The sequence below is a fragment of the Streptomyces sp. NBC_00464 genome, from assembly GCF_036013915.1.
GTDB lineage: Bacteria > Actinomycetota > Actinomycetes > Streptomycetales > Streptomycetaceae > Streptomyces.
In genome coordinates this window covers 5600581-5616466 of the sequence record NZ_CP107899.1, presented here as the reverse complement: position 1 = coordinate 5616466, position 15886 = coordinate 5600581, and the positions used below count along the sequence as shown (strand labels likewise).

Here is a 15886-nt window from a genome sequence, read left to right as displayed (position 1 = left end):
AAAGAAGTCCCTTGCACGGTCACGAAGACGCCCGGTCCACCGGCCGCGCACCCGCGCGCAGGCCCGTACGCGAGGCGCCGCCTCAGGGTCTCCGCGCGCTGCAGAGCACGGTCGGCAACTCCGTCATCGTCCAGATGCTCCGCGAGGCGGAGTCCCGGGGCTCCGGGCCCGAGCGGGGGACGCAGGCCGGGCGGGCGAACGACCCGGTGGTGCAACGGACCCCCGCGGACGACCTCGTGAACGACCCGCAGACCTTCCTCTCGCAATCCGCTCTGGCCCTGGACTTCACGATGGGCATCAGGAACCGCATGCCGGACCTGCCCCTGAACCAGGCGGAGTTCGTGAACCGCATGAGCACGGCGGGATGGGGCCGGCACTGGTTCGTCCTGGTCCCGGACACCCGGCGCTCCCGGGAGGGCATGCCGGCGTACCTGCTCACCCCCGCCGTGGAGAAGTACGTCGCGGCGTACGGCCAGGACGATCCGCTCCTGGCTCCACTCGTCGGACATGCGGCTCTGCTTCCGGTGTTGCCGGATCAGGCGTATCTGGCCTCTTCGTACATCCCCTACCTGACCGGCATCACCTCGGACCCCGACACCTCGGTCGGGCATGCCCGCGTACCCCGGGACGCCGGGAACCAGGGCCCCGGGTCGGAGTTCGTGTTCACCGCCACGATGAACGGCTGCGCCTTCGCCGTGACGGGTGTGAACGACGACCACTTCACCGCCTGGCACTACCAGTCCCCCAGCTCCACATCCAACAGCGGTCCCGCCAGGGAGTTCCGCCGGGATCAGGCACCCACCGACTGGTTCGGCACCGAGGAGTACGAAAGCGCCGACCAGAGCGGCTTGTTCGAGACGACGAACCTGCTGTGGAACAGCCCGGAGGGCTGGCAGGTCATCAGCCAGGAAACCCACGTCAACGCATTCGACATGAACGACGCCCGGATCGCGGGTGTCCACAGCCGCGAGCTGCACCTGGAGCCCGGGCAGGAGGTCGCCTACACCGCGCGCATCTACGGCGGCCTCGCGCGCGCTCAGCTCCAGAGGCTGGCCCGTCTGCTCCAGCAGGCCCGCAAGGCCGGCGGAACGACTGTCCAGGTCGACGCCCTGGAGAAATCGGTGTTCAAGCCGCTGGAGATCGCCATGGCGAGCGAGGCTCTGGAACTCAAGGACGTGAACGGCTTCGACCGGCTCGCTCATATCGCCTCGGATCTCAAGCGGCGGCGCGCGGACACCCTCGACGGCGTCCGCCAGTGGGGAGAGAGCAATCTCGGCAGCAAGGCCATGACTCACGGCGGCGGCGTGTTCAACTCCCGCATGGACGAGCAGAAGCTCACGGCCCGACAGGAGAGGATCGACTTGCTCCTCACCGAGTTCGGCAACTTCTCCTGGCTCAACGGCCTGCTGGACGAGGCGGTCTCCCGCTCCGCCTCATCCGCGTCCGAGGAACAGCGGCCGGTGGCTCAGGGCTCTGTCTGAGCCGCACGGGCGGGCAGCCGGCCCTCCCGCGTCCAGCCGAGCAGCTCGTCCGCCGTCCATGTCGTGACGACCCGCTCCGCCGGGACGCCGCACTCCTCGGCGCGGGCGCAGCCGTGGATCTGCCAGTCGAGCTGTCCGGGTGCGTGCGCGTCGGTGTCCACGGCGAACAGCGTGCCCGCGTCCACGGCTTGACGCAGCAGCCGCCGGGGCGGGTCCAGCCGCTCGGGCCTGCTGTTGATCTCCACCGCCGTGCCCGACTCGGCACAGGCGGCGAAGACCTCGTCCGCGTCGAACCGGGACTCCGGGCGGCCCCGGCCGGTGATCAGGCGCCCGGTGCAGTGGCCGAGGACGTTCGCCTGCGGGTGGCGGACGGCGGCCACCATTCGACGGGTCATCGGGCCGGGGTCCATCCGCAGCTTGGAGTGCACGGACACCACGACGAGGTCCAGCCGTTCCAGCAGCTCCTCCTCCTGGTCGAGGGAGCCGTCGAGGTGGATGTCGCACTCGATGCCGGTCAGCAGCCGGAACGGCGCCCAGCGCTCGTTGAGTTCGGCCACCACGTCGAGCTGCTGCCGCAGCCGCTCGGGCGAGAGCCCGTGGGCCACCGTCAGCCGGGGCGAGTGGTCGGTGAGTACCGCCCAGTCGTGGCCGAGCTCCGCCGCCGTACGGCCCATCTCCTCGATGGTGCTGCCGCCGTCCGACCAGTCGGAGTGCAGATGGCAGTCGCCGCGCAGCAGGCCGAGCAGCCGTTCACCGCCCTCGGCGAGCGGGCCGCGCCGCGCGGTCTCCGTCTCCAGCCGCTCCAGATAGGCGGGCGTCTGCCCGGCGACGGCCTCGCGGATCACCTGGGCGGTGCGGGGGCCGATGCCCTTGACCCGTTCCAGGGAGCCGTTCGTGACCCGCTCCACAGCCTCACCGTCGGCCATCGCCGCCACGGTGCGGGCGGCGGTGCGGAAGGCCTGGACGCGGTAGGTGTCGCCCCTGTCGCGCTCCAGCAGGAAGGCGATCCGCTCCAGGGCCCGGACCGGGTCCATCGGCACCTCCTGGGGGAAAGGGGCGGGCATCCCGTCCAGCTTGGCCCAGCCCCGCCCGGCCCGCACACCGGCGGCGCCCCGCCGTGCCGGTCAGCCGAAGGAGGACCGGGCCAGCCAGAAGTCCAGCAGCTCCGCGTCGCCGAGCAGCTCGACCCGGTCGCTGTCCGGGGCGAGGCGGCGGTTGAAGACCAGCATCAGGTCAGTCAGCGGGCCCCGCAGCGCCACGGTCGCCTTCCCGTGCGCGCGGCGCCAGGTGAAGCCGTCCTCGCCGAACTCGATCAGCCACTCGGCGTCCGGTACGTCGGTGGCGTGCAGGTGGATGGAGCGGCCGGCTCCGCGCAGTTCCACGGCCTCGGAGTCGCCCTCGGCCTGGGCGCCGGCGACGAACTGAAGCCACTCGTCAATCGTGTCCGCTGCCAGGTCGGCCGCCATCTCGTAGGGCACCTTCGCGGTCAGGGCCGCGTCCGCCTGGTGGACGACCGTCTCGATCGCCATGCGCCGCGCCCAGAAGCCCGCGCTCTGGTCCTGGCGGTACCAGGACCATGCCTTCAGCCCGGGGCCCGCCTTTCGCAGCGTCTCGGCGGTCCGCGCCGCCCCGTCCGCCAGCCAATCATCCAGCACGGCGGGGTCGTCGCCGTCGGGCGTGAACGACGGCACCTGCTCGTCCTCAAGTGCCTCGGTGGCCCGGGTACGCACGATCTCGCCGGCCCAGCGCTGCGCGCCGCCGACGTGGACGGCGAGGTCGCGCAGCGTCCACGCCGGGCAGGTCGGGACGTTCGCGTCGAGGTCCGCGCCCCTGACCGCCGCCCTCAACGCTTCGGTCCTCAGGACGATTTCGTCGCAGTAGCGCTCATGCGTGAGAAGGGTCATGCTCGCACCCTAGTGCGACGACGACCGCCTCACATGCCGTTATCCGCCGAGCTGCGAGGCCGACGGCACCTTGTCCTTCACCTCGGCGCCCGCGCTCTTCCCCGCGTCCTTGATGCTGTTGATGACGCTCTCGAACGCGCCGACGTCCCCCTCGCCCGCCTCACCCTTGCGAAGCTTGGTGGCGAGGCCCTTGAGCGACTCGATGCCCGCGGTCAGCGGGGCGACGGCCTTGGAGAGCAGCGGGTCGCCCTTGGCGTTCTCCGTCGCGGCCTTGAGCCGGTTGTAGGCGAGCCCGCCGGCGAGCCCGGCCTTGACGAGCGCGAAGGTCCGTCCGTCCGCGCCCTTCTTGAACTTCCCCGCGCGGTACGGCTTGACGATCCACTGGTACGTCGCGCCCGCCGCGAGCCCCGCGTTGGCGACGAACCTCGTCTTGGCGAACTTCTGCGACTCGGCCGACGACGTGCCGGTGGGCGATGCCGAACTGCTCGCGCCGCCGGTGCCGTCGTCGCTCCCGCACGCGGTGGCGCTCACCAGCACGGAGCAGGACAGCAGCAGTGCCACGAGCAGTCGGCGAAGCGGGACGGAACGGGGCACGGCGGGCCTCCCTGACCGGGGACATCACGGTGGGTGCCGGGGCCCGGCACTCCCCCGCCAGGCTGGCTCCGGCGGCCCGGCCCCGCCACCCGGGACCGCCGTCCGGGTTTCACCGGGCCGAAAGCGGCAACCCGGATTCCATGTCCTACAGCAGAGGCAAGGGAAGCAGCACCGCAGCACGTGTCATAGCCGTGGTGGCCGACATCATGGCTTTCATCATCGGCCTGTGGATTCTGATGTACCTGCTCGACGCCAACCGGGCCAACGACCTGGTCGAGTTCGTGCAGCACACGGCCCGGTGGCTCGCAGGCTGGTCGTACGACCTGTTCACCTTCGACGCGGCGTGGGCTCGGGTCGTCTGCGGATACGGTCTCGCAGCCGTGGTCTACCTCTTCGTGGGCCACGCGGTGGCCGGCCGCATCCGGCACTGAGCAGCGCCGGAAAGACAGCGCGTGCCCAGCCGCTGAGCACCGCCGGAGTAACAGCGCGTGCTCAGCCGCAGCAGTCCGGCTCCAGCCCCTTCGGCAGCCGTTCCCCGCTGAAGACCGCGGTGGTCGCCTCGTCCCCCCCGAGCGCGGCCACCGCCAGCAGAAGGGATCCGGCGGTCCACGCAGTGTGCTCCTCGGGCCAGAACGCCCGGTTCCCCTCGAAGACGTAACCCGTCCAGTACATCCCGCCCCCGTCCCGCAGGTGCTGGATGGACTGGAGGATCTCCAGGGCCCGGTCGGACTCGCCCATCACCCAGAGGGCCAGGGCGAGTTCGCAGCTCTCGCCGCCGGTCACCCACGGGTTGGGCAGCACACAGCGCACCCCGAGGTCCGGGACGACGAAACGGTCCCAGCCCTCCTCGATCCGCCGCGTGGCAGCCGGTCCGCCGAGCGCGCCGCCGAGGACCGGGTAGTACCAGTCCATGGAGTAGTGGCTCTTGTCGAGGAAGCGCTCCGGGTGGCTGCGGATCGCGTGCCCCAGCGCCCCGGTCGCCAACTCCCAGTCGGGCTGCGGCTCTTCGCGACTCTCGGCGAGGGCGAGCGCGCAGCGCAGGGCCTGGTAGATGGAGGAGGAGCCGGTCAGCAGCGCGTCCGTCACCTGGGTGCCGTCGGCCTCCTGCTTCCAGCCGATCTGCCCGCCGGGCTGCTGGAGCCGCAGGACGAACTCGATGGCGGCGAAGACCGTCGGCCACATCCGGTCGACGAACGCGTCGTCACCGGTGGCGAGGTAGTGGTGCCAGACGCCGACGGCCACATAGGCGCAGAAGTTGGTCTCCAGGCCGCGGTCGGTCGGCTGCTGCGGGTCGCCGTCGTGGTAGGCCGCGTACCAGGAACCGTCCTCGTTCTGGTTGCGGGCGAGCCAGTCGTACGCGCGTTCCGCGGCGGCGTGCTCGCCGGACGCGTCCAGGGCCATGGCAGCCTCGGTGTGGTCCCACGGGTCGAGGTGGTGGCCTCGGAACCACGGAATCGCGCCGTCGTCGCACTGCACGGCGAGCACGGCCGCGACGGTCTGTGCCGCCTCCCCGGCGGTGAGCACTCCGGGCAGGACGAGGTGTTCGGTCCGCTCGGGAAGACTCACGCCTCGGCCTTGGCGGAGTCGTCGGCCTGCACGGGGGCCCCGGCGGCGCGGGCGGCGGGCAGGTGCGGCTTGGTCGCGTAGGCCACGAAGCTCTTGCCGACGACCGGGTTGAGCAGCTGCTCGGCGACCCGGGTGACCGCCGGCTTCTTCATGATGTCCCAGACGAGAAGCTTGTGGTACGCCCGCACCGGCAGCGCCTTGTCGTTGTCGACGCCGAAAGCACACTTGAGCCACCAGTACGGCGAGTGCAGGGCGTGCGCGTGATGGCTGCCGTACGGCTTGAGGCCGGCGCCGCGGATCTTGCCCAGCAGCTCGTCGGCCTTGTAGATGCGGATGTGGCCGCCCTCGACCTCGTGGTACGCGTCGGAGAGCGTCCAGCAGACCTTCTCGGGGCCGTAACGCGGCACGGTGATCGCGATCCGGCCGCCGGGCTTGAGGACCCGGACCATCTCGGCGAGCACGCCCTTGTCGTCGGGGATGTGCTCCATGACCTCGGAGATGATCACGACGTCGAAGGACTCGTCGGGGAACGGCAGGTTGAGCGCGTCGCCCTCCATCGCGGTGGCGGTGGCACCCTCGGGCGCCTCCCCGGCCTCCTTCATCGCGGCGAACCACTTCGCGACCTCGCGGATCTCCTCGCCGTTCTGGTCGAGAGCCACGACCTGGGCGCCGCGCCGGTAGCACTCGAAGGCGTGGCGTCCGGCGCCGCAGCCCAGGTCGAGCACTCGGTCGCCTGCGGCGAGCGGGAAGCGGGTGAAGTCCACGGTCAGCACGAATGCCTGCTTTCGCGGTCGAGGGAGTCGGGAGTGGGAGTACGGAGGTCAGGGGATCGGGAGGCGGGGTGTCACCGTCGGCCGCCGGGGCCGGTGGCGGCGCGGGCCGCGATCGCCTCCCGGTAGAGCGCGGCGGTGCCGATCGCCGCCTGCTTCCAGGTGAACCGGGCGAGGACCCGTTCGCGTCCCGCGGCCCCGAGCCGCGCGCGCAGCTCCGGGTCGCCGAGCAGCCGGCCCAGCGCGTCGGCCAGGGCCCCGGCGTCGGCGGGCGGGACGGCCAGACAGGTCTCGCCGTCCGGGCCCGCGACCTCGGGGATCGCACCGCCGGTGGTGGCGACGAGCGGGGTGCCGGTGGCCATGGCCTCGGCGGCGGGCAGCGAGAAACCCTCGTACAGCGAGGGCACGCAGGCGATCTGGGCGCCGCGCACCAGGTCGACGAGTTCGGTGTCGCTGATGCCCTTGACGAACTCGACGGCGTCCCCGAGCCCGTGCCGTTCGATGGCCTGGGCGACCGGCCCGTCCTCGGCCCGGCGGCCGACGACCACGAGGTGGGCGGCGGGGTTCTCGGTACGGAGCTTGGCGAGCGCCTCGACGAGGTGGACGAGGCCCTTGAGCGGGACGTCGGCGCTGGAGGTGGTGACGATCCGGCCGGGCACCTCGGCGACGGCGGGATCGGGCGACCACAGGTCGGTGTCGGCGCCGATGTGCACGACGCGGACCCGGTTCGGGCGCACGCCCAGGTGGTCGACGATCTCCTGCTTGGAGGAGCCGGAGACGGTGAGCACGGACGGCAGCTTGCGCGCGACCCGCTTCTGCATGCGGGTGAAGGCGTACCAGCGGCGTACGGAGGCGCGGCGGCGGCGGGTCGGCGCCGCGTCCAGGTCGAGCTGCCGGTCCACGGTGATGGGGTGGTGGATCGTGGTGACGAGCGGGGCGCCGAGGTCGGCGAGGAGCCCGTAGCCGAGCGTCTGGTTGTCGTGGATGACGTCGAACTCGCCGCGCCGGGCGGCGAGATGGCGCCGGACCCGCAGGCTGAAGGTGAGCGGTTCGGGGAAGCCGCCGGTCCACATGGTGGCGACCTCGGCGGCGTCGATCCAGTCCCGGTACTCGCCGCGCTTCGGGGTGCGGAACGGGTCGGGCTGCCGGTAGAGGTCCAGGCTCGGCAGCTCGGTGAGCGGGACGCCCTCGTCGAGCACGGGGTAGGGCTGGGCGCCGATCACCTCGACGCTGTGGCCGAGGCGGGCGAGCTCCCGGGCGAGGTGGCGTACGTAGACGCCCTGGCCGCCGCAGTAGGGGTTGCCCTTGTAGGTGAGGAGTGCGATGCGCAGGGGCCGGTCACCGGCCGCTCCCGTGTCCGACGTATCGACGCCCGTACGGGGGCCCGACTCTATGGCCTCAGCGGTCACACTCGGCCCCCTTCTCACTGCGTGTCCGCCGGAGCGTATCCGCTCACGCTAATCTAGAACAAGTTTCAGTACTGGATCGTTCAATGAGCTACGAATCTACCGGCAGGTAGCAAGGGCGCAACGGCCGGATCAGGTGATTCGCGCCACGGCACACACCCTGGCATGCTGTGCGCCGCCGGACCGGCCGCCGCAGCCTCGCGGTCGCGGAGAGAAGCCTCGGGATGGGACACATGACAGCGGAAGCCAGACCGGCATCGCCGCCCCTGACGGAACGCCAGGAGGCCCGCCGCCGCCGCATCCTGCACGCCAGCGCCCAGCTCGCCAGCCGGGGCGGTTTCGAGGCCGTCCAGATGCGCGAGGTGGCGGAGGCCGCCGGGGTCGCCCTGGGCACCCTGTACCGCTACTTCCCCTCCAAGGTCCATCTGCTGGTCGCCACCATGCAGGACCAGCTCCAGCACCTGCACGGGACGCTCCGCAAACGGCCCCCGGCCGGGAACGACGCGGCGGAGCGGGTCGCCGACACCCTGATGGGGGCCTTCCGCGCGATGCAGCGCGAACCGCATCTGGCGGATGCCATGGTCCGCGCCCTGACGTTCGCGGACCGCAGCGTGAGCCCCGAGGTGGACACGGTCTCGCGGCTCACGACGGCGATCATCCTGGACGCGATGGGGATCGAACACCCGACGCCCGAGCAGCTCTCGGCCGTCCGGGTCATCGAGCACACCTGGCACTCGGCGCTGATCACCTGGCTGTCGGGCCGGGCCTCGATCGCACAGGTGAAGATAGACATCGAGACGGTGTGCCGGCTGATCGACCTGACGGCACCGGATCCGGCCCCCTGACTTCGTCCGGAACCTGCCCATGTGCGGCGCCCACACGCCTCATGGGCCAGGTGGGGTTTCCTGCACCATATCGACGACGGCACGGTGTTCATACGGTTCGGCGACATCACAGGAACACGCCGAGGAGCCGGTCACCATGCGTCGCAGAGCCAGCAGATCCCGTAGATCCCTCACCGACATCCGTGCCGCCGCCGCCCTCACCGCCGCCGGTCTACTGCTGACCGGCTGCACCGCCGCCGGCACGGCGGGCGGCTCCGGATCCGACGGGTCCGGGAAGTCCGACGACGCGTCCGTGAAGGTCGGCCTGGTCTACTCCCGGACCGGGCTGCTCGCGGACTACGGCAAGCAGTACCGCGACGGCTTCATGGCGGGCCTGGACTACGCGACGAAGGGCACCGGCAAGGTCGCAGGCCATCGCATCGAGGTCACCGAGCAGGACGACGCGGGAGACCCCGGCAAGGCCGTCTCCGCCGCGAAGAACCTCATCGGCAAGGGCTACAAGGTGCTGGCCGGCACCACCGACTCCGGCGTCGCCCTCCAGATGGCGCCGCTCGCCGCGCAGAACAAGGTGCTGTACGTCAGCGGCCCGGCGGCCACCGACGCGGTGACCGGCATCAACGACTACACCTTCCGCTCGGGCCGCCAGTCCTACCAGGACATCCTCACGGCGGGCGCGATGCTCGGCGACGCCGAGGGCAAGAAGGTCACGGTCCTCGCGCAGGACTCCACGTTCGGCCAGGCCAACGTCGCCGCCGTGAAGGCGGTGCTCGGCGCGAAGGGCGCGAAGGTCGGCTCCGTGCTGGCGCCGCCCAGCGCGACGGACCTGACCCCGTTCGCCCGGCAGGTCGAGGCGGGCGGCCCCGACCTGGTCTTCGTCGCCTGGGCCGGGTCCACCGCCCCGGCGCTGTGGACCGCGCTGGACCAGCAGGGCGTGCTGGGCGCGGGCAAGGTCGTCACCGGGCTCGCCGGGACCGCCTCGTACCCGGTCTTCGGGGCGGCCGGGTCCAAGGTGTCGTTCCTGGCGCACTACTTCCCGGGCGCGGGCGGCGGCAACGCCGTGGAGAAGGCGATGCTCGACTCGGTGACGAAGGCGGGCGGCACACCCGACCTGTTCACCCCGGACGGCTTCACCGCGGCCCAGATGATCGTGCACGCCGTCGCCGAGGGCAGCGCCACCGACCCGGCCGCGATGGTGAAGGCCCTGGAGGGCTGGACCTTCGACGGGGCCAAGGGCAAGCAGCAGGTCCGGGCCGAGGACCACGCCCTGGTGCAGCCGATGTTCGTGGCCCGACTGACCGGCAAGGGAGCGGCCCTGAAGCCGGAGCTGCTGGACACCGAGGCGATGGACACCGTGGCACCGCCCGTGAAGCCCTCGGCGGGCTGAACCGTGACCGCACCCCACACCCTCGGGCGCGACGACCCGGCGGACCCGGCGGCCCCCGTGCTCCGGCTGGACGGGCTCGGCTGGAGCGTCGGCGGCGCGACCATCGTCCAGGACATCACCCTGAGCGTCCGCGAGGGCGAGTTCCTCGCCTTCATCGGCCCCAACGGGGCGGGCAAGACATCCCTGTTCAACCTGATCAGCGGACTGACCCTGCCCACCGCGGGCACGATCGCGCTGGACGGCACCGACATGACGGACCGCCCCGCGCACGTCCGGGCCCGGCGCGGCATCGGCCGGACGTTCCAGACATCCAGCCTCTGGCCGGCGATGACGGTCGCCGACCACGTACGGCTGGCCGCGCAGGCCGCCCGGGGCGGCTCGTACCGCCTCTGGCGGCGCGCCGACCCGTACACCGCCGAGGTGGCCGGCGTGCTGGAGCGCACCGGTCTCGGCCACCGGGCCGGGGCCACCGCCGCCGAGCTGTCGCACGGCGAGAAGCGGAAGCTGGAGCTCGCCGTGCTGCTGGTGGGCGAGCCCCGGCTGATGCTGCTCGACGAGCCGATGGCCGGGGTGAGCGCCGAGGAGGTCCCCGCGCTCACCGAGCTCATCCGCACCCTGCACCGGGAGGAGGGGCGCACCGTCCTCATGGTCGAGCACCACATGGACGTCCTGCTGGGCCTCGCGGACCGGCTCGCCGTGATGCACCACGGCCGGCTGCTCGCCCTGGACACCCCCGAGGCCGTCACCGCCGATCCGACCGTGCAGCAGGCCTACCTCGGGGAGGGGCTGTGACCACGGAGCAACCCCTGCTTGCCGTCGACGACCTGCGCGTCCTGATCGGCGGCCGGCACATCCTGCACGGCGTCGGCCTGGACGTCGCCGGCCACGGCGTGACCGCGCTGCTCGGCCGCAACGGTGCCGGGAAGACCACGACCGTACGCGGCATCCTCGGCCTCGTCCCGCGCAGCGGCAGCGTCCGCCTCGACGGCGAGGAGACCGTGGCGCTGCCCACGCACGCGCTGGTCCGGCGCGGGATCGGCTACGCCCCCGAGGACCGGGGCATCTTCGCCGGACTGACCGTCGCGGAGAACCTGCGCCTGGCCGAGCGGCGCGGTGCGGGCGAGCCCGCATACGCACTGGTCCACGAACTCTTTCCCGAACTCAAGCAGCGAGCCAGGCAGTTGGCCGGAACGCTGTCCGGCGGCCAGCAGCAGATGGTCGCCATCGGCCGCACCCTGCTCAACACCAACCGGCTGATCATCGCGGACGAACCCACCAAGGGCCTGGCACCGAAGGTCGTCACCGAGGTCACCCAGGTGCTGGAACGGGCCGCCGAGGCGGTGCCGGTGCTGCTCGTGGAGCAGAACCTCGCCGTCGTACGGCGCCTCGCCGCGCACTGCGTGGTGCTGGCCGACGGCCGGACCGCCCACCGCGGGCCGGCGGCCGAACTCCTCGGCGACGCGGAGGCGGCCCGCCGACTGCTCGGCGTGGGCCACGGCCCGCTGACCCCACACACCGCGGAGGCGGATTCCTGATGTCCACCGTCGTGCTGCTCACCATGACCGGACTCGGTCTGGGAGCCCTCTATTTCCTCGTGGCGTCCGGACTCTCGCTGATCTTCGGCCTGATGGACGTCCTCAACTTCGCGCACGGGGCGCTGCTCTCCATCGGTGCGTACGGCACCTGGTGGGCGGCGTCCGGTCATCTGCCCGGCGCGGGCCCCGGCGGCGCCGGCTTCGTCCTCGCGGTCCTGTTCGGTACGGCGGTGGGCACCGTGGCCGCCGTGCTCCTGGAACTCGCGGTCGTCCGCCCGCTCTACACCCGGCCGCGCGAGCAGGTGCTCGCCACCGTCGGGGTCGGGCTCGCCGTCCCGGCGCTGCTCTCGGGCATCTGGGGCCCGGACGCCCGGACGTTCCCGGGACCCGAGGCGCTGTCCGGCACCTTCGGACTGCTGGGCGCGCAGGTCCCCGTCAACCGCCTCGTCCTGGTCGCGGCGGCGGTCGTGGTGCTGGTGGCGCTGCGGCTGTTCCTCGGCCGGACCCGGCACGGTCTCGTCGTACGGGCCGGTGTCGAGGACCGGGCGATGGTCACCGCGCTCGGCGTCGACGTCCGCAAGGCGTTCACGCTCGTCTTCGCGATCGGGGGCTGCGCCGCCGCGCTCGGCGGGGCACTCGGCGGGCTGTACTTCGGCTCGGTGGACCCCCGCCAGGGCACCTCGCTGCTGATCTTCGCGTTCGTCGTCGTGGTCACCGGCGGCATGGGTTCGGTGACCGGCGCCGCCGTGGCGTCCGTCGTCATCGGCCTGGTCCAGCAGTTCGCCAACTACTACACCGCGGCGGGCCTCGGCGATCTGGCGGTCGTCGTCCTGCTCGCCGCGCTGCTGCTGATCCGCCCGCGCGGACTGACGGGGAGGCTCGCGTGAGCACCACCACCGAGACACCCGACCGCACCGAGGGAGCTGCGGCCCCGATACCCCCGACCGGCACGCCCCGGCTGCTGCGCTGGTGGCCGGCCGCCGTCCTGCTGGTCCTGGCCGTGGCACCGTTCAGCGCGGTCCCCGTGCCCGGTCTGCTGGACGGCCCGCTCGGCAGTGCGGGCAGCCTCCAACTCCTGGCCACCTGCCTGCTGTTCGGAGCCCTGGCCACGGGCTACGACCTGCTGCTGGGCCGCACCGGACTGCTCTCGTTCGGCCACGCCCTGTACTTCGCGGCCGGCAGCTACGCCACCAACATGTTCCTGCTGGAGGCGGGCCTGCCCTTCGCCCTCGCCGCAGTGCTCGGCCTCCTCTTCGGGGTCGCGCTGGCCCTGGTCCTGGGGTCGGTGAGCCTGCGCGTCACCGGGATCGGCTTCTCCATGGTGACCCTGGCCTTCGCCCAGGCCGGCTCGATCCTGGTGTCCCGCAACCCCGGCGGCGTCACCGGCGGCGAGGAGGGCCGGGCGGCCCCCGCCGATCTGCTGCCCTCCTGGCTGGTCGGCATCGACCACACGGCGAACCTCTACTGGATCGCGCTGGCCTACCTCGTACTCACCCTGGCCGTCGTCCACCGGGCCGTCCGCTCCCCCACCGGCCGTGTCTGGGAGGGCATCAAGGAGAACGAGCGCCGGGTGGAGGTGCTGGGCCTGAAACCGTACGGATTCAAGCTGACGGCCTTCGTCGTCGCGGGCGCGCTCGCCGCGCTCGGCGGCATCGTGCACCTGCTGCTGACCGGCGGCTCCACCCCCCAGACCACCACGTCCGACTTCACGCTGTCGCTGCTGGTGATGGTGGTACTGGGCGGCTCGGGGGCCCGCTGGGGTCCGATGGCCGGCGGCATCCTCTACACATGGGCGGACCACCGGCTCGGCGATCTGGCCGGTTCGGGCGCGGTCGCGGATCTGCCGGCCGTGCTCCGTGTCCCGCTCTCCCAGCCGCTGTTCCTGCTGGGCGTGCTGTTCGTGGCCGTGGTACATCTGCTGCCGGGCGGCCTGGCCCGGTTGCCGTCCAGGCTGAGGTCCGTCCCGTACCGGAAGGAGACCGGAGACCAGTGATTCCGTACGAGGAGATCGAAGTCCCCGTGAGTGGAGGCACGTTGGCCGCACTGCGCTGGCCGGCGGCCGATCCGCAGGCGCCGACGGTGGTGGCGCTGCACGGCATCACGGCCAACGCGCTCTCCTGGGGCACGGTGGCCCGGCAGCTGGCCGGCCGCGTCACGCTGGTCGCCCCGGATCTGCGGGGCAGGGCGGGAAGTTCGGGTCTCCCCGGCCCGTACGGCATCGCCGCGCACGCGGACGACATCGCCGCCCTGACCGAGACCCTGGGCCTGGAACGGGTGGTGCTGGCGGGCCACTCGATGGGCGCGTTCGTCGCGGCACTGGCCGCGGTGCGCCACCCGGACCGCTTCGGGCCGCTGCTGCTCGTCGACGGCGGCATCGGCTTCCCCGCGCCCACGCATCTGACGCCCGACGAACTGCTGACGGCGGTGATCGGACCGGCGATGGACCGGCTGTCGATGACGTTCCGGGACCGGGCCGCCTACCGCGCCTTCTGGCAGGCGCACCCGGCGTTCGCGGGCTCCTGGTCGGACGAGGTGGACGCGTACATCCAGCGCGATCTGACGGGCGAGGAGCCCGCCCTGCGCTCGTCCTGCCGGATCGAGGCGATCCGCACGGACGGCGTCGGCCTGTTCGACGCGGAGGTGCTCACGGCCGTACGGAGGCTGCCCGCCGAGGCGACGCTGCTGTGGGCGGCGCGCGGTCTGATGGACGAGGAGCAGGGGCTGTACGACGAGAGCCGGCTCGCGGCGGCGGACCTGGACGGGACCCGGGTGGAGCCGGTGGCGGTGAAGGACGTGAACCACTACACGGTACTCACGGGCGAGCGGGGCGCGCGGGAGGTCGCCGACCGGCTCGTGGCGTACGCGCGCGTATGAGGCTGGGACCGGCCCGGAGGGGCTGCCGGGCCGGTCCTCCCGTCAGCTCGTGCAGCCGCTGTCGGCGATCACGAAGTAGCCCGCGGGCGACTCCTTCAGGGTGTGGCTGACGAAGACGTTGTACAGGCCCATGTTCTGGTTCGAGCCGTTGGCGTAGACGTAACCGCCGGTGGTGTGGGCCCTGCCCGCCGTCACCTGGGCGTAGTTGGTGGCGGTGTAGCACTTCGCCGGGGTGCTGCCGCCGGTGGTGGTCGCCGTCACCTGGGCCGAGGCGGTACCGGCCGTGCCCGCCGCGTCGATCGCCGTCACGGTGTAGCGGTAGGCGGTTCCGGCGGTGAGTCCGGTGTCCGTGTACGTGGTGGCGGTGGGCGAGGCGATCTTCGTACCGTTGCGGTATACCGCGTACGAGGCGGCGCCCTCGACCGCGTTCCAGGACAGCGCGGCGGTGGTGTCCGTGGTGCCGGTGACAATCACGCCCGCGGGCGCGGGGAGCTGGTCGCCGCCCCCGCCCGGGGTGCCGCCGTCCAGGCCCCAGAAGACACCCGTGTAGTACGTCGAACAGATCGCGTTCAGGAAGTACGCGGCCGTCGTCCCGCACTGCTGGTCACCCGATCCGGGGCTGACGGGCAGGCCGTGGCCCATCCCGGAGACGGAGTACGTCTCCACGGCCGGCCGCCCCGAGGCGTCGTTGTAGACGCTGCGGGTGGTGTTGCCGGGGAGGGTGTCGGTGGACGACGGTGTCTGACCGATGCCCCAGACGTCCGTCCACTGGTCGCGCAGGGCCGTGGCGTTGGCCGGGTACACCGTGTAGTCCGAGGTGCCCTGCCAGACCGCGACGCGGGGCCAGGGGCCGGTGTACCCCGGATAGGCGCTGCGCACCTTGTCGCCCCACTGTGCGGGGCTGAGCTTCTGCGGGCCCGTCTGGCAGCCCGAAGCGGCCGCCTGGCTCGTCGCACACTGCGCGGGCAGGCCCGAGGCCACCGAACCGCCCGCGAAGACGTCCGGGTAGGCGGCCAGCAGGTCCGCCGTCATGCCGCCGCCCGCCGAGAGCCCGGTGACGTACACCCGGCGGCCGTCCGAGCCGTACGTCTGCTTGGCGTACTCGACCATCTGCACGACGGACGCCGCCTCGCCCTTGCCCCGGGTGTCCTCGGCCGGGTCGAACCAGCCGAAGCAGGAGAGGGAGTTGTTCGCGGACGTGGTCTGCGGGAAGACGACGGCGAAGCCCCACTTGTCGGCGAACTGCGGCCAGCCGGAGTTGGTGTAGTACGCGGAGGCCGTCTGGGTGCAGCCGTGCAGGGCGACGACCAGGGGGGCGTTCGCGGGCAGGCCGGCGGGCGTGTAGGCGTACATCTGGAGATTGCCGGGGTTCGAGCCGAAGCCGGTGACCTGCTGGAGACCGGCGGCAGCGGCTGCGGCCGGTGTCGCGGCGGCCGTGGTGCTCAGCGTCGCCGCGAGCAGCCCGAGGGCGGCCGCGGATGCGACGCGGCGGAGGAGACGTCTCAGGATCGGTGGGCGCACGGGTGC

16 protein-coding genes are annotated in these 15886 nt (G+C 72.2%); 9 read left to right on the top strand and 7 right to left on the bottom strand.

The features are described from left to right. Nucleotides 1-11: 11 nt before the first annotated feature. Nucleotides 12-1481, top strand: a complete 1470-nt coding sequence (locus OG912_RS25265) for a hypothetical protein (protein WP_327711373.1) — start codon at nt 12-14, stop codon at nt 1479-1481. On the opposite strand, the gene OG912_RS25260 is transcribed toward OG912_RS25265, so the two are convergent. The 3 genes from OG912_RS25260 to OG912_RS25250 all read right to left on the bottom strand — a co-directional run bounded on the left by OG912_RS25260 (nt 1466) and on the right by OG912_RS25250 (nt 3979). Continuing rightward, entirely contained in the window at nt 1466-2515 is a 1050-nt protein-coding gene (locus tag OG912_RS25260; RefSeq protein WP_327713539.1) for a PHP domain-containing protein, read from the bottom strand. The genes OG912_RS25265 and OG912_RS25260 overlap by 16 nt on opposite strands. 90 nt (nt 2516-2605) lie before the next feature. Then, nucleotides 2606-3385 carry a maleylpyruvate isomerase family mycothiol-dependent enzyme gene (locus OG912_RS25255; protein ID WP_327711372.1) on the bottom strand — a complete coding sequence of 260 codons (780 nt, stop codon included), beginning with the start codon at nt 3383-3385 and terminating at the stop codon, nt 2606-2608. A 39-nt stretch (nt 3386-3424) separates the two neighbouring features. Continuing rightward, nucleotides 3425-3979, bottom strand: a complete 555-nt coding sequence (locus OG912_RS25250) for a hypothetical protein (protein WP_327711371.1) — start codon at nt 3977-3979, stop codon at nt 3425-3427. A gap of 140 nt (nt 3980-4119) precedes the next feature. Between OG912_RS25250 and OG912_RS25245 the strand changes: the two genes are divergently transcribed. Continuing rightward, nucleotides 4120-4410, top strand: a complete 291-nt coding sequence (locus OG912_RS25245) for a hypothetical protein (RefSeq protein ID WP_327711370.1) — start codon at nt 4120-4122, stop codon at nt 4408-4410. A 61-nt stretch (nt 4411-4471) separates the two neighbouring features. Here the strand turns inward: OG912_RS25245 and OG912_RS25240 are convergent, their stop codons facing one another. The 3 genes from OG912_RS25240 to OG912_RS25230 form a co-directional block, all read right to left on the bottom strand. After that, nucleotides 4472-5545, bottom strand: a complete 1074-nt coding sequence (locus tag OG912_RS25240) for a prenyltransferase (protein WP_327711369.1) — start codon at nt 5543-5545, stop codon at nt 4472-4474. Next, on the bottom strand, nt 5542-6318 hold the full coding sequence (locus OG912_RS25235; RefSeq protein ID WP_327711368.1) for a class I SAM-dependent methyltransferase: 777 nt from the start codon (nt 6316-6318) through the stop codon (nt 5542-5544). The genes OG912_RS25240 and OG912_RS25235 overlap by 4 nt, the downstream gene beginning before the upstream one ends. Before the next feature lie 71 nt (nt 6319-6389). Continuing rightward, nucleotides 6390-7724, bottom strand: a complete 1335-nt coding sequence (locus OG912_RS25230) for a glycosyltransferase family 4 protein (protein ID WP_327711367.1) — start codon at nt 7722-7724, stop codon at nt 6390-6392. A gap of 230 nt (nt 7725-7954) precedes the next feature. Between OG912_RS25230 and OG912_RS25225 the strand changes: the two genes are divergently transcribed. The 7 genes from OG912_RS25225 to OG912_RS25195 all read left to right on the top strand — a co-directional run bounded on the left by OG912_RS25225 (nt 7955) and on the right by OG912_RS25195 (nt 14359). After that, entirely contained in the window at nt 7955-8566 is a 612-nt protein-coding gene (locus OG912_RS25225) for a TetR family transcriptional regulator (RefSeq protein ID WP_327711366.1), read from the top strand. A 136-nt stretch (nt 8567-8702) separates the two neighbouring features. Continuing rightward, the gene (locus OG912_RS25220) at nt 8703-9950 is read left to right on the top strand and encodes a substrate-binding domain-containing protein (protein WP_327711365.1); all 1248 of its coding nucleotides are present in this window, start codon (nt 8703-8705) and stop codon (nt 9948-9950) included. Nucleotides 9951-9953: 3 nt separating this feature from the next. Next, nucleotides 9954-10742 carry an ABC transporter ATP-binding protein gene (locus OG912_RS25215; RefSeq protein WP_327711364.1) on the top strand — a complete coding sequence of 263 codons (789 nt, stop codon included), beginning with the start codon at nt 9954-9956 and terminating at the stop codon, nt 10740-10742. Further along, nucleotides 10739-11485, top strand: coding sequence for an ABC transporter ATP-binding protein (locus OG912_RS25210; protein ID WP_327711363.1), 747 nt, complete (start codon nt 10739-10741; stop codon nt 11483-11485). Before OG912_RS25215 ends, OG912_RS25210 begins: the two co-directional genes overlap by 4 nt. Next, nucleotides 11485-12372: a branched-chain amino acid ABC transporter permease gene (locus tag OG912_RS25205; protein ID WP_326735932.1), complete on the top strand. Its 888-nt coding sequence runs from the start codon at nt 11485-11487 to the stop codon at nt 12370-12372. The genes OG912_RS25210 and OG912_RS25205 overlap by 1 nt, the downstream gene beginning before the upstream one ends. Further along, the gene (locus OG912_RS25200) at nt 12369-13478 is read left to right on the top strand and encodes a branched-chain amino acid ABC transporter permease (protein WP_327711362.1); all 1110 of its coding nucleotides are present in this window, start codon (nt 12369-12371) and stop codon (nt 13476-13478) included. The genes OG912_RS25205 and OG912_RS25200 overlap by 4 nt, the downstream gene beginning before the upstream one ends. Next, on the top strand, nt 13475-14359 hold the full coding sequence (locus tag OG912_RS25195; RefSeq protein ID WP_327711361.1) for an alpha/beta fold hydrolase: 885 nt from the start codon (nt 13475-13477) through the stop codon (nt 14357-14359). The genes OG912_RS25200 and OG912_RS25195 overlap by 4 nt, the downstream gene beginning before the upstream one ends. Nucleotides 14360-14401: 42 nt before the next feature. Here the strand turns inward: OG912_RS25195 and OG912_RS25190 are convergent, their stop codons facing one another. Next, entirely contained in the window at nt 14402-15880 is a 1479-nt protein-coding gene (locus OG912_RS25190; RefSeq protein WP_327711360.1) for an extracellular catalytic domain type 1 short-chain-length polyhydroxyalkanoate depolymerase, read from the bottom strand. Nucleotides 15881-15886: the final 6 nt, after the last annotated feature.